At 70.7% G+C, this 11,585-nt stretch carries 14 protein-coding genes; 9 read left to right on the top strand and 5 right to left on the bottom strand.

The genetic code is table 11. The features are described 5' to 3' along the window. Positions 1-2 precede the first annotated feature (2 nt). Positions 3-551: a 2-vinyl bacteriochlorophyllide hydratase gene (gene bchF / locus JTN19_RS04630; RefSeq protein WP_206930738.1), complete on the bottom strand. Its 549-nt coding sequence runs from the start codon at positions 549-551 to the stop codon at positions 3-5. A gap of 235 nt (positions 552-786) precedes the next feature. Between bchF and JTN19_RS04625 the strand changes: the two genes are divergently transcribed. The 6 genes from JTN19_RS04625 to hemC all read left to right on the top strand — a co-directional run bounded on the left by JTN19_RS04625 (position 787) and on the right by hemC (position 7,485). Continuing rightward, entirely contained in the window at positions 787-1,617 is an 831-nt protein-coding gene (locus tag JTN19_RS04625) for a cobalamin B12-binding domain-containing protein (protein WP_206930737.1), read from the top strand. An 87-nt stretch (positions 1,618-1,704) separates the two neighbouring features. After that, positions 1,705-3,072 carry a transcriptional regulator PpsR gene (gene ppsR, locus JTN19_RS04620; RefSeq protein WP_206930736.1) on the top strand — a complete coding sequence of 456 codons (1,368 nt, stop codon included), beginning with the start codon at positions 1,705-1,707 and terminating at the stop codon, positions 3,070-3,072. Between the two features lie 5 nt (positions 3,073-3,077). Then, positions 3,078-3,965, top strand: coding sequence for a chlorophyll synthase ChlG (gene chlG / locus JTN19_RS04615; RefSeq protein WP_206930735.1), 888 nt, complete (start codon positions 3,078-3,080; stop codon positions 3,963-3,965). Continuing rightward, on the top strand, positions 3,962-5,275 hold the full coding sequence (locus JTN19_RS04610; protein ID WP_206930734.1) for a BCD family MFS transporter: 1,314 nt from the start codon (positions 3,962-3,964) through the stop codon (positions 5,273-5,275). The genes chlG and JTN19_RS04610 overlap by 4 nt, the downstream gene beginning before the upstream one ends. After that, positions 5,272-6,462 (top strand): geranylgeranyl diphosphate reductase, encoded by a 1,191-nt coding sequence (locus JTN19_RS04605; protein WP_206930733.1) that lies wholly within the window; start codon positions 5,272-5,274, stop codon positions 6,460-6,462. The genes JTN19_RS04610 and JTN19_RS04605 overlap by 4 nt, the downstream gene beginning before the upstream one ends. A 3-nt stretch (positions 6,463-6,465) precedes the next feature. After that, a complete protein-coding gene (gene hemC, locus JTN19_RS04600; protein ID WP_206930732.1) occupies positions 6,466-7,485 on the top strand; it encodes a hydroxymethylbilane synthase in 1,020 nt (339 codons plus the stop codon). 231 nt (positions 7,486-7,716) lie between these two features. On the opposite strand, the gene JTN19_RS04595 is transcribed toward hemC, so the two are convergent. Then, entirely contained in the window at positions 7,717-8,238 is a 522-nt protein-coding gene (locus JTN19_RS04595) for a demethoxyubiquinone hydroxylase family protein (protein ID WP_242530863.1), read from the bottom strand. 50 nt (positions 8,239-8,288) lie between these two features. Between JTN19_RS04595 and JTN19_RS04590 the strand changes: the two genes are divergently transcribed. Then, positions 8,289-8,651 carry a thiol-disulfide oxidoreductase DCC family protein gene (locus tag JTN19_RS04590; RefSeq protein ID WP_206930730.1) on the top strand — a complete coding sequence of 121 codons (363 nt, stop codon included), beginning with the start codon at positions 8,289-8,291 and terminating at the stop codon, positions 8,649-8,651. A gap of 44 nt (positions 8,652-8,695) precedes the next feature. Continuing rightward, positions 8,696-9,625 carry an NAD-dependent epimerase/dehydratase family protein gene (locus tag JTN19_RS04585; protein WP_206930729.1) on the top strand — a complete coding sequence of 310 codons (930 nt, stop codon included), beginning with the start codon at positions 8,696-8,698 and terminating at the stop codon, positions 9,623-9,625. A 3-nt stretch (positions 9,626-9,628) separates the two neighbouring features. Here JTN19_RS04585 and JTN19_RS04580 read toward each other — a convergent pair whose 3' ends face one another. Further along, on the bottom strand, positions 9,629-9,895 hold the full coding sequence (locus tag JTN19_RS04580; protein WP_206930728.1) for a hypothetical protein: 267 nt from the start codon (positions 9,893-9,895) through the stop codon (positions 9,629-9,631). Next, positions 9,895-10,362 (bottom strand): TspO/MBR family protein, encoded by a 468-nt coding sequence (locus JTN19_RS04575; protein WP_340643276.1) that lies wholly within the window; start codon positions 10,360-10,362, stop codon positions 9,895-9,897. Before JTN19_RS04575 ends, JTN19_RS04580 begins: the two co-directional genes overlap by 1 nt. A 110-nt stretch (positions 10,363-10,472) precedes the next feature. Between JTN19_RS04575 and JTN19_RS04570 the strand changes: the two genes are divergently transcribed. Continuing rightward, positions 10,473-10,850, top strand: a complete 378-nt coding sequence (locus tag JTN19_RS04570) for a c-type cytochrome (RefSeq protein WP_242530862.1) — start codon at positions 10,473-10,475, stop codon at positions 10,848-10,850. A 66-nt stretch (positions 10,851-10,916) separates the two neighbouring features. Here the strand turns inward: JTN19_RS04570 and JTN19_RS04565 are convergent, their stop codons facing one another. Next, the gene (locus tag JTN19_RS04565; protein WP_206930727.1) at positions 10,917-11,573 is read right to left on the bottom strand and encodes a GOLPH3/VPS74 family protein; all 657 of its coding nucleotides are present in this window, start codon (positions 11,571-11,573) and stop codon (positions 10,917-10,919) included. Positions 11,574-11,585 lie beyond the last annotated feature (12 nt).

Below are 11,585 nucleotides of genomic sequence, written 5' to 3'. Positions count from 1 at the left end.
GCTCAGGCGTCCCGCGCCTGGAAGCGCGCCATCCGCAGCTTCCACACGAATTGGCCGGCGTTGATGACGTAGGCGGCATAGGCGGCCAGCGCCAGCCACATCTGGAAGTAGGTGTCACCCCAGCCGAACAGCAGCGCGCCGAGATAGGCGGTGTGCAGCGCCAGGACCAGCATGGAGAACACGTCCTCCCAGAAGAAGGAGGGCGCGAAGAGATACTTCCCGAAGACCACGCGTTCCCACACGCAACCCGTGATCATGATGGTGTAGAGCACCAGCGTCTTGACCACGACCGAGGCCTCGGCGGCCCACAGCCCCTGGCCCGTGGCCAGGTAGTTCAGCACCAGGCCGAGGCTGACCAGGAAGACCAGAAACTGCACGGGGGCGAGGATGCCCTGCACCATCGTCCAGGGCGTCGCGTCACGGCGCACGCGTTCTTCCGGCGTGTAGAGCGGGCGCGGCGCGCGCGGGCGATGGGTGCGGCCGGCGCTGGTGCCGTAAGGGCAGGAATCCACCGCGGCGATGAGACGGTCGAGAACCGGGCCTGACAGCATGTCTTGACTACCCCTCCGCATCGGAACCGCATCTCGCGCCGCCGCCTGCCCGCTTGGGCGAAGCCGGGACGGGGCCTCAGCCCTCATTCCGGATTCCGGCGGCCGGATCGCTCCGAACGAGGGAAAGCTAGGAGGCCAGGACGACGGATGTCAAGGAAGATTGACGTAAAGATGCGTTGACAGATGGGAGGCGTTCCGCCGATGATCCGGGCGTCAGGGAATGGTCCGAGGGCGGATGATGCTGCACACACAGGCCAGGGTCGCGCCACCGAAGCGTTCCGCGCCGCACCGCGGCAGCAACGCGACGGCCCTGCTGGAACGCCGCATCCTGCGCCTCACCTCCCACATCGAAACAGCGCTCAGCCGCGAAATCCTGCCCCGCATCGGCGAGGCCCGTCAGGTCGCCGACCAGTCCGAGGTCGAGCGCCTGGCCCGCCTGGCCATCGCCGGAAACGCGGAGGGACTGCTGGGGTCTGTCAGAGCGAAAAGACAGCAGGGCGACAGCGCCGAATCGCTCTGTCTCGTCACCTTGACAACCGTGGCGCGTGAGCTGGGCGACTGGTGGAAGCAGGACCGTTGCGGTTTCGTCGAGGTCACGCTCGGCATGCTGGCCCTGCAATCCGTCCTGCATGACCTTGCCCCCTCCCTGGCCGGCGGCCCCCTGGGCTCCCAGCGCCGCTCGGCCCTCATGCTGCCCATGCCGGGGGAACAGCACAGCTTCGGCATCGCCATGGTCGCGGAGTTCTTCCGCGCCGGCGGCTGGCATGTCGCGCAGGATTGCGGAGGCACGGAAAAGGACCTGCATCGCCGGGTCTCGCGCGAATGGTTCGGCGTGGTGGCGCTGTCCTGCGGCGTCTCGGAGCGCCTGCCGGCCCTGCCGGGGCTGATCGCCTCGATTCGCACCCACTCCTTCAACCCTGACGTGGCCGTCATGGTGGGCGGTGCCGCCTTCCAGGACGACGCGGCGAAGGCCGCCATGGCGGGCGCCGATGCCACCGCCGATGACGCCGCCGGAGCCCTCGCGCGCGCGGAGGGCCTCGTGAGCTTGATGGCCGCGCATTCATGATGTTCATGCCATGCCTCTCCCCTCCTCCTCAAAAGGAACAAGCCGCACGTGTTGGGTTTTGGTACCCCGAGCCAATCGCTGGGGGTCATGGATGCGGAGGCAGCCTCACGCCTCATCGCGGCGGCGGCTGACGCGACGTTCGTGATGGACGGTGCGGGAGTGATCCGCGACATGGCCTTCGGCAATGCGGACCTGGCGGCAGCGCTGGGCGGGCGCAAGGCGTGGCTTGGCCGCGCGCTCGCCGATGCCGTCGCCGAGGACAGCCGCTCCAAGGTTCATGACATGCTGGGCGAGGCTTCCGCCCAAGACATGCCGCGCTGGCGGCATCTCAATCTCCGTGCGGCGGATGGTGCGTCCATTCCGTTACTTTGCGCGGCCAACCGGCTGCCGGGCACTGACCGCGTGGTGCTCTTCGCACGTGACCTGCGGCTTCTCGCCTCGCTCCAGCAGCGCCTCGTCGAGGCACAGCAGGCCATGGAGCGGGAGTATGGCCGCCTGCGCCAGGCCGAGACGCGCTATCGCCTGCTCTTCCAGATGTCGGGCGAGCCGGTGATGGTGCTGGATGCCGCGAGCCTGCGCGTGCTGGAGGCGAACCTTGCCGCCGACCGCATCTTCGGCGCGCAGCCCTCCTTCCTGGACGCCTTCGCGACCGAGGACCGCGCGCGGGTCGAGGCGCTGCTCGCCACCGTGCGGGCCGCCGGCACGGCCGAGGAGCGTCGCGTCGCCATGCAGGGCACCGGGCGTGAGGCGTTGCTCTCGGCCTCGCTGTTGCGGCATGAGCGCAGCTCGCTCTTTCTCGTCCGCCTCGCATTCCTCGGTGGCGAGTCGGGTGAGGGTTCCATTCCGGAATCGCGCGCCCGCCTTGCGGATTTCGTGGAGAGCACGCCCGACGCCTTCGTGCTGACGGCCGCCGATGGGCGCATCATCACCGCCAACCCGGCCTTCCTCGAACTCGCGCAATTGCCCAATGAGGCGACGGCGCGGGGCGAGGAACTCTCCCGCTTCCTGGGCCGCCAGGCGGTGGAGCTGGACGTGCTGCTGGCGCAGGTGCGCGGGCGTGGCCCCGTGCGGCTGTTCCGCACCCGAATCCGCGGGGACCAGGGTGCCGAGGCGGAGGTCGAGGTCTCCGCCGCCTCCGTGCTCGATGGCGGGCAGCAGTGTTTCGGCTTCACCATCCGCGACATCGGCCCCCGTCCCGCCCCGATCGAGACCGGCCCGCCCACCCTGCCCGCCGCGGCCGGCCAGCTCACGGAACTCGTGGGCCGGGTGCCGCTGAAGGAGCTGGTGCGCGAGGCCACCGACGTGATCGAGAAGCTTGCCATCGAAGCCGCGCTCGAGCTCACGAACAACAACCGTGCCTCCGCCGCCGAGATGCTGGGCCTGTCGCGGCAGTCGCTCTACGTGAAGCTGCGGCGGTACGGCATCGGCGACCTCGGTCCGGACGAGGAGAACTGAGCCTGATGTCCGGCCGCGCCCTACCCCGTCTCGACCCGTCCGCGGTGCTGGAGCTGTTCAAGCCCGTCACCTGGTTCCCGCCGGTGTGGGCCTTCCTCTGCGGCGCGGTCTCGGCGGGCGTGGGGTTCGAGGGGAAGTGGGGCTACCTGGCGCTCGGCCTGCTGCTGGCCGGGCCCATGGTCTGCGCGACCAGCCAGGCGGTGAACGACTGGTTCGACCGGCATGTGGACGCGATCAATGAGCCCGACCGGCCCATCCCCTCGGGGCGGATCCCGGGCCGCTGGGGCCTCTACATCGCCATCTTCTGGTCCGGCATGTCGCTGCTGGTGGCCGCCGCGCTGGGTCCCTGGGGGTTTGGCGCAACCGTGGTGGCGCTGATCCTGGCCTGGATCTACTCGGCGCCCCCGCTGCGACTGAAGCTGAACGGCTGGCTGGGCTGCACGGCGACCGGCCTCTCCTACGAGACGCTGCCCTGGATCACGGCCGCGGCCATCATGGCCGGCGGTGCCCCGCGCCCCGAGATCCTGCTGATCGCCCTGCTCTACGGCGTCGGCGCGCATGGCATCATGACGCTGAATGACTTCAAGGCGATCGAGGGCGACCGCCGCACTGGCATCAACTCCCTGCCCGTGCTGCTGGGACCGGAGCGCGCTGCGCTGGTGGCCTGCTGGATGATGGCGGTGCCGCAGCTGGTCGTGGTCGGAATCCTCTTCGCCTGGGGCGCGGTATTGAGCCCGATCATCATCCTGGCCCTCATCGGCGTGCAAATCTGGGCCATGCGCCGGATGCTGACCGACCCCCGCAAGCTCGCCCCCTGGTACAACGCGACCGGCGTGGGCCCCTATGTGCTGGGCATGCTGGCCGCGGCCTTCGCCCTGAGGGCCATGGCATGAACGGGCTCTCCTGGACCTCCATCATCCGCCTCGGCCTGGTGCAGACGGCACTGGGCGCCATCATCATCATGACCACGACCACGCTGAACCGCGTGATGGTGGTGGAGCTGGCCCTGCCGGCCACGCTGCCCGGGCTCCTGGTGGGCATCCATCACGGCGTGCAGATGCTGCGCCCGCGCCTCGGCTATGGCAGCGACATGGGGCGCCGGCGCACGCCCTGGATCATCGGCGGCATGGCGGTGCTGGGCGCGGGCGGTGCGGTGGCGGCGCTGGGTGTCGCGCTGATGGGCAGCCTCTTCGTCCTGGGCGTCGCCGTGGCGGCGCTGGGCTTCTTCCTGGTGGGCCTGGGTTCGGGTGCCGCAGGCACCTCCCTGCTGGCGCTGGTGGCCGCCAAGGTCGCGCCGCAGCGCCGCGCGCCGGCCGCGACCATCCTCTGGGTGATGATGATCGCGGGCTTCGCGGTGACGGCGACCACGGCCGGCCGCTTCCTCGACCCCTTCTCGCCCGAGCGGCTGGTGGCCGTCACCGCCATCATCTCGCTCATTGCCGTGTGCATCGCGGCGCTCGCGGTGCGCGGAGTGGAGAGCTCCGTGGCCGCGCCGCCCGCCCCGCGCGCCATGGCCTCCGGCCCCAAGCCCAGCTTCCGCGCCGTGCTGGGCGAGGTCTGGTCCGACGCCACGGCGCGGCGCTTCACCATTTTCGTCTTCGTCTCGATGCTGGCCTACAATCTCAGCGACCTGATCATCGAGCCCTTCGCGGGCCAGGTCTTTGGGATGACCATCGGCCAGTCCACCACGCTGGCCGGGCTGCAGAACGCCGGCACGCTGGCGGGCATGATCGTGATGGCCATCTTTGGCAGCGGCGTGCTGGGCGCGCGGCTCGCCTCGCTGCGCGGCTGGATGGTGGGGGGCTGCATCGCTTCCGGGGCCATGCTGGTGGCGCTTTCCGCCACGCCGGAAATGGAAGCCGCGCCGCTGACGCTGATCTATATGGGCCTCGGCTTCGCCACCGGCGCCTTCGCCGCGGCGGCGATCGCCAGCATGATGCAGCTGGCCGGGGCCGGCCGTGCCGGCACGCGCATGGGCCTTTGGGGCGCGGCGCAGGCCATCGCCTTCGCCATCGGCGGCTTCGCGGGCGCCGTGCTGGCCGACATCGCCCGCGCGGCGCTCGGCAGCGCGGCGGCGGGCTATGGCGCGGTCTTTCTCTTCCAGGCCGGGCTTTTCCTGGTGGCCGCCGTGCTGGCGACGCGGCTGACGGTGGCCGCCCGCCCCCTCTTTCCCACCCCGCCCCTGAAGGAGGCCGTCACGTGACCTCGGATACCTATGACGTCCTTGTCGTCGGCGGAGGACCTTCGGGTGCCACGGCGGCCCATGACCTGGCACGCGCCGGCAAGCACGTGGCGCTGCTGGACCGTGCCGGCCGCATCAAGCCCTGCGGCGGCGCCATCCCGCCCCGCGCCATCCGCGACTTCGCCATCCCGGACTATCTGCTGAAGGCGAAGATCACCTGCGCCGACATCATCTCGCCCAAGGGCAAGCGCGTGCCCATGCCGGTCGAGAATGGGTATGTCGGCATGGTGGATCGCTGCGAGTTCGACGAATGGCTGCGGGTGCGCGCCACGGAAGCCGGCGCCGAACGCATCACGGGCGATGCCACCGCCCTGGAACGCGACCCGGACGGCACCGCGGTCATCGCCTTCGAACCCAAGGAAGGCCCGGCCCAGCGCATCCGCGCGCGCATGGTGATCCTGGCCAATGGCGCGCGCAGCGACCTGGCCCGCCAGGCCATCCCGGGCCAGGCCCATCCGAAATGCGTCTTCGCCTATCACGAGATCGTGAAGGTGCCCGAGGACGTCGCCGCCCGAGGGACCTACGAGGCCACGCGCTGCGACGTGATCTACAACGGCCGCACCAGCCCCGATTTCTACGCCTGGATCTTCCCCCATGGGGACAGCGCCAGCATCGGCACGGGCAGCGCGCGCAAGGGCTTCTCGCTGCGCGGCGCGACGGCCGAGGTGCGTGAACAGCACGGCCTGGCCGGCTTCGAGACCATTCGCCGCGAGGGCGCGCCCATCCCCATGAAGCCGCTGAAGCGCTGGGACAATGGCCGCGACGTGGTCCTGGCGGGCGACACCTCGGGCGTCGTCGCCCCCGCCTCGGGCGAGGGCATCTACTACGCCATGCTGGGCGGGCGGCTCGCCGCCGAGGCGGTGCAGATGGCGCTCGCCACCGGGGATGCCACGGCGCTGAAATCCGCCCGCAAGCGCTTCATGAAGGATCACGGCAAGGTCTTCTGGATCCTCGGGATCATGCAGACATTCTGGTACCGCACCGACTGGACGCGCGAGCACTTCGTGAAGATGTGCGAGGACAAGGATGTCCAGCGCCTGACCTGGGAATCCTACATGAACAAGGAACTGGTCCGGAAGGACCCCCTGGCGCACGTCAAGATCTTCTTCAAGGACATGGCCCATCTGCTCGGGCTGGCGAGGGCTTAACACATGGATCTGGCTCACCCCCATCACGCCCGCGCCCGCGCGACCCGGCATCACGGCCCCACCCTTCCGCTGAAGGTCGGCACGCGCGGCTCGCCGCTCGCCCTCTACCAGACGCGGCATTTCCTCGACCTGATCCGCAGCGTCTGCCCCATCCTGCGCGACGTGAAGGCCTTCGAGGAGCACGAGATCAGCACCGCCGGCGACCGCATCCAGGACCGGCGCCTGGCGGAGATCGGCGGCAAGGGCCTCTTCGCCAAGGAAATCCATGAGGCGCTGCTCGATGGGCGCGTGGATTTCGCGGTGCATTCGCTGAAGGACCTGGAGACCGAACTTCCCCCCGGCATCGTCCTCGCCTGCACCCTGCGCCGCGAGGACCCGCGCGACGCCATCGTGCTCGGCACCGCCTGCGAGGGCACGGCCGAAGCCGCCTGCCGCGCCGGCGCCTCGCCCTTCAGCGCGCTGCCCTTCGGCGCGCTGATCGGCACTGCCTCCGTGCGCCGCCAGGCGCAGCTTCTCCATGCCCGCCCAGACCTGCGCTGCGAGGTGATCCGCGGCAATGTGCAGACCCGCCTCTCGCGCGTGGGCACGGGCGAGTTCGACGCCTCCCTGCTCGCCATCGCCGGCTTGAAGCGGCTGGAGCTCGACCACCGCGCGGGCGTGGTCATCAGCGAGGACGACATGGTGCCGGCCGCCTGCCAGGGCATCATCGGCGTCACCGTCCGCGCCGATGACGTGGAGCTGCACGAATTGCTCAGCGCCATCTGCGACACCGAATCCCGTGCCGTCAGCCTGGCTGAGCGTGCCTTCCTCGGCGCGCTGGACGGCTCCTGCCGCACGCCGATCGGCGGCCATGCGCGGCTGCTGCCCGAGGGCGACATCCGCCTGACGGGCCTTGTCGCGCGGGCCGATGGCAGCTTCCTGCTGCGCCGGACGCTGACAGGCCACGCCGCCGATGCCGTGGCGCTGGGCCAGGCGCTGGGCGAGGAACTCCTGGCCGACAGCCCGGCGGACATCTTCGGGTAGGAGGCGCCCTGCGAGGGGGCTCTGCCCCCTCGCGCTCCCCCGCCAGGGAACTTGTTCCCTGGACCCTTGGGACCTGGTGGGATTTGGAGGGAGGGGCGAGGTGCACCCGTCACCACGGGCACTCGCGCGACTCCCCTCCCTCCAAATCCCACAAAATCTCAAGAAGGGGTCCGGGGACCAAAAGTCCCCGGCGGGAGGGTTCGGGAGGGCAGCGCCCTCCCGCAGCGCCCCCTACACCCGACGTGCCGCCGCGACCGCCGCCTCACTGCCCACGCCCACCATCCAGCCCCAGCCGCGCAGCAGGGCGCCGACCACGCCCGCATGGCGTTCGCGCGCCTCGTCGCGGTGGTGGACCTCCTCCTCCTGGCAGCGGGCCAGCATGGCGCGGAGTTCGGGGAAGATGCCCTCCGCATCCAGCCGGTCGATCTGCTGCTGGTAGTGGTGATCCACGAAGCTCTCGACCGCATCAATGGTGGCGTAGACGGCGCGCGGGCCCAGAAGGGCGGGCAAGGCGCCCGTGACCCAGCCCGCCACCCGCCATATGGGCAGCAGGCGCGAGCGCTGGGCAGGCGACAATTCCGCCTCCAGCAGGCGCAGATGGCCCTGCTCAGTCGCCATGTGGCGCTGGGCGAAGTCGCGCAGTTCGGCGTCGCGGCAGAAGGCCAGGATGCCGCGGTAGATCATCACGGCGCCCGTCTCGCCCGCATGGTCGGAGCGGAGTTCGGCCACCAGCCAGTCCGGATAGGTGCTCATGCGCAACCACATGGGGTTGGCGCGAGGGAGGTCCAGACCATCTCTGGCCCATGTCCGACACCCCCCGCTGCACCACCGTCTATTATGACGGCGCCTGCCCCGTCTGCTCGCGCGAGATCGCGCATTACCGCACCCGGCGCGGGGCGGAGGCGCTCGCCTTCGTGGATGTCAGCCAGCAGGCCGAACTTGGCCCGGACCTCGATCGTGATGCGGCGCTGCGACGGATGCATGTGCGGATGGCCGATGGCACGCTGCGCGACGGCGCCGCGGCCTTCGCCGCCATCTGGCGGGCGCTTCCGGGCTGGCGCTGGCTGGGCCGCGTCGCCGCCTGGCCGGGCATCGCGCAGGGGCTGGAGCTGGGCTATCGTGGCTTCCTGGCGACAAGGCGCGTCTGGAGGCGGCGCCCCGGCTAGCAGGTCACTTGCGCCCTGGCCCGCACGCATGCTTCACCCGGCGCATGTATCGTGACCCGGTCATCGTCACGGGTGCCGGCGGCTTCATCGGCCGCCATCTCGTCGGCGCCCTCGCCTCGGCCGGGCTGGACATACGGCCCGCCTTCCGGCGCGATCCGCCCGCGGGCGGCCTGCTGCTGGACGACCAGACGAACGATACCGGGCTGCGCGAGGCCTTGGCCGGTGCCGGGGCTGTCATCCACCTGGCGGGCCGCGCCCACCGCACCGGCGAGGCGCCCGAGGAACAGGCGGACGCCTTCGGTACCATCAACCGGGAATGGCCGCTGCGCCTCGCCGCGGCCGGCGCCGCCGCGGGGGTGCGGCACTTCCTGTTCGTCAGCACCATCGGCGTGCACGGGACGCAAGGGCTGATCGGTCATGACAGTCCGCTGGCGCCCGGCACGGCCTATGCGCGGTCCAAGGCCGCGGCCGAGGCCGGGCTGCGCGAGGAATTCCCTGGCCATCTCGTGATCCTGCGGCCGCCGCTCGTGGCGGGGCCGGGCGCGCCGGGCAATCTCGCGCGGCTGGCGCGGCTGGCCTCGCTGCCCCTGCCACTGCCCTTCGGCGCGGTGCGGAACCGGCGCAGCCTGCTCTCCATGCGGGGCCTGTGCCGGGCCATCGGCGCCGTGCTCGAGCGTTGGGGCGGGGGCGACGCGGCCTCCGGCGCCTATGTCCTGGCCGATGCGGCACCGGTCTCGACCAGGGACATCGTCACGGCGGTGCGCGCCGGCATGGCGCGTGCGCCGGGCCTTGTGCCCATCGCCCCAGCCCTGCTGCGCGGCGCGCTGGCCGCCACCGGGCGAGGCGCCATGGCCGGACAGTTGCTCGATGACCTGGTCGTGGACCCCTCGGCCTTCCAGCGCGACTTTCCCTGGCGCCCGGAGCCGGAGAGCCTCACCGCCTTGCGGGAGCTGGGCGCGGCCTGGCGGCGCTGAGGCTCAGCCTCGCCATCGCCGCGCGATGTCCCACAGATGGGCGGCGAAGGCGGCCAGCAGCGGCAGGGCCACGAGAGCCCAGCCGGCCCCCGTCAGCGCCGCACGCAGCGCCAGGGCGAAGGCGGCCCCGGCCAGCAGGAAGGGCAGCATCGCCGCCAGCCCAGGCCCCTGCCCCGCCCATCGCCGGAGCGACCACAGGAGCAGGGCCTCCACCGCCAGCGCCAGCAGCACGAGATCCGCGGCGCGGCCCGTCTCGAACAGCGCCTGCATCAGCCGAAGGGCCCGTTCAGCCGGACGATGGCGAGGTTCAGCACGGCCGCGAAGCTCACCCAGGCGATGTAGGGCATGATGCACCAGGCCGCGACACGGTCATGCCGGGCCGCAAGCCAGATCATCGCCAGGATGGACAGCCACAGCGGAACGATTTCGATCAATGCCCAATTAGGTCTCCGCGAGGTGAAAAAGAGGAAACTCCACAGCGCGTTCAACCCCCCGTTCAGCACGAAGACGCCGAGCAGGAGCCGCCCCGCCCCGGCCCGCCAGGCGCGCATCAGCGCATAGCCGGACAGCGCGAAAATCAAGGTCCAGGCTGGCCCGAAGGCCCAATCGGGGGGTTGGAACCAGGGGCGCTCCAGGCCCTGGTACCAGGGCCCGATGGTGGTCAGCGAGGCCCCCAGCACGGCCGTGCCCAGCGCCCATGCCACACCAAGGGCCAGCGGCAACCATCTTTCGTTCACAGGGTTATGCCTTTATCCCGTTGCGGTGGCGAAGTGATCCCATGGGCTTGCGGCTTTGCCCACACTTCCCACAAATGGGTATGAACCGTGATCGAGGAGGAGATTTCCATATGCGGGCTTTGATGATCCTGGGCGCCGTCTTCGCCTTCGCTCCCTTCGGCGCCGCCATGGCGCAGGATGCGGCGGCCGGCCAGCGCGTGTTCAACCAGTGCCGCGCCTGCCACACCATCAACGAGGGCGGCCGCAACGGCGTGGGCCCCAACCTGCACGGCGTCTGGGAGCGTCCGGCCGGTTCCATCCAGGGTTTCCGCTATTCCGCCGGCATGCAGACGGCGGCCCAGGGCGGCCTGGTGTGGAACGAGGAGAACCTCCGCAAGTACCTGGCCAACCCGCGTGAGGTGGTGCCCGGCGGCTCCATGGCCTTCGCCGGCATCCGCAACGAGCAGCAGCTGAACGACCTGCTGGCCTATCTCCAGGCACAGCGCTGATACGGCGCCACCAGCGCCAAGCCAGGGAGGGCGCCGGCCATGCGGTCGGCGCCCTTTCTCATGCGGTCAATGCGCGCCGGCGAAGGCCAGCATCACCGCGAACACCTCGCGCGTCACATTGGACAGCGTGCGGCTGAGCTCCTCCAGATCCGCCACCTGGTCCACACGCTTGCCCGCGCGCTCCTGCTCCTCGGGCGTCAGGATCAGCGGGATGAGGCCGGCCGAGCGGGCGAGGCCCACCAGCAGCGCATCCTGCGGGTCAGGGATCTCGTCCTGCAGCAGAACGGCGCGCAGCCGCGCGCGGACCTCGCGCACCTCCGCCTCGCCCAGCGGGCCCTTGGGGTAGCGGCGGTCGGGGAAGACCCAGAGGAAGCGCCCCTCCTCGAGCCGCAGGATGCCCTTGGACACGAGCTGGTCCAGCACCATGCCGCGGTAATGCTCGGCATTGCGGCCGAGTTCCACGATCCAGTGGCGGCTGTCATGCCCATGCGGGCCGCGGGCGATGACGGCCAGCGCCTCGTCCAGCACCGGGTCCCCGGAGGGGGCCTCGTTCACTACCGTCAGCCGGTCGAGGTCGGTGTCGATCCGCCCGTCGAGCGAAAGCTGCATCAGGATGGCGGTGGCGATGGCATAGTCGCCGGCCGGGGCCGGCAGGCCGACGGGACGGCCCGTCTTGTTGTCGAGCAGGAGGAGCATGATCTCCTCCGGCATGTTGGGCGTCATGGCCGCGGCTCC

This window comes from Roseococcus thiosulfatophilus, assembly GCF_017311575.1.
GTDB lineage: Bacteria > Pseudomonadota > Alphaproteobacteria > Acetobacterales > Acetobacteraceae > Roseococcus > Roseococcus thiosulfatophilus.
The sequence above is the reverse complement of the archived record's forward strand: the minus strand, read 5'-3'. Positions and strand labels throughout refer to the sequence as shown.

Excerpts from the sequence above, each read along its gene's own strand:
- JTN19_RS04585 (WP_206930729.1), top strand. The coding sequence starts at position 8,696 with ATGTATCGTGACCCGGTCATCGTCACGGGTGCCGGCGGCTTCATCGGC.
- ppsR (WP_206930736.1), top strand. The coding sequence starts at position 1,705 with ATGGATGCGGAGGCAGCCTCACGCCTCATCGCGGCGGCGGCTGACGCG.
- bchF (WP_206930738.1), bottom strand. The coding sequence starts at position 551 with ATGCTGTCAGGCCCGGTTCTCGACCGTCTCATCGCCGCGGTGGATTCC.
- JTN19_RS04610 (WP_206930734.1), top strand. The coding sequence starts at position 3,962 with ATGAACGGGCTCTCCTGGACCTCCATCATCCGCCTCGGCCTGGTGCAG.
- JTN19_RS04570 (WP_242530862.1), top strand. The coding sequence starts at position 10,473 with ATGCGGGCTTTGATGATCCTGGGCGCCGTCTTCGCCTTCGCTCCCTTC.
- hemC (WP_206930732.1), top strand. The coding sequence starts at position 6,466 with ATGGATCTGGCTCACCCCCATCACGCCCGCGCCCGCGCGACCCGGCAT.
- chlG (WP_206930735.1), top strand. The coding sequence starts at position 3,078 with ATGTCCGGCCGCGCCCTACCCCGTCTCGACCCGTCCGCGGTGCTGGAG.
- JTN19_RS04625 (WP_206930737.1), top strand. The coding sequence starts at position 787 with ATGATGCTGCACACACAGGCCAGGGTCGCGCCACCGAAGCGTTCCGCG.
- JTN19_RS04590 (WP_206930730.1), top strand. The coding sequence starts at position 8,289 with ATGTCCGACACCCCCCGCTGCACCACCGTCTATTATGACGGCGCCTGC.
- JTN19_RS04565 (WP_206930727.1), bottom strand. The coding sequence starts at position 11,573 with ATGACGCCCAACATGCCGGAGGAGATCATGCTCCTCCTGCTCGACAAC.
- JTN19_RS04580 (WP_206930728.1), bottom strand. The coding sequence starts at position 9,895 with ATGCAGGCGCTGTTCGAGACGGGCCGCGCCGCGGATCTCGTGCTGCTG.
- JTN19_RS04595 (WP_242530863.1), bottom strand. The coding sequence starts at position 8,238 with ATGAGCACCTATCCGGACTGGCTGGTGGCCGAACTCCGCTCCGACCAT.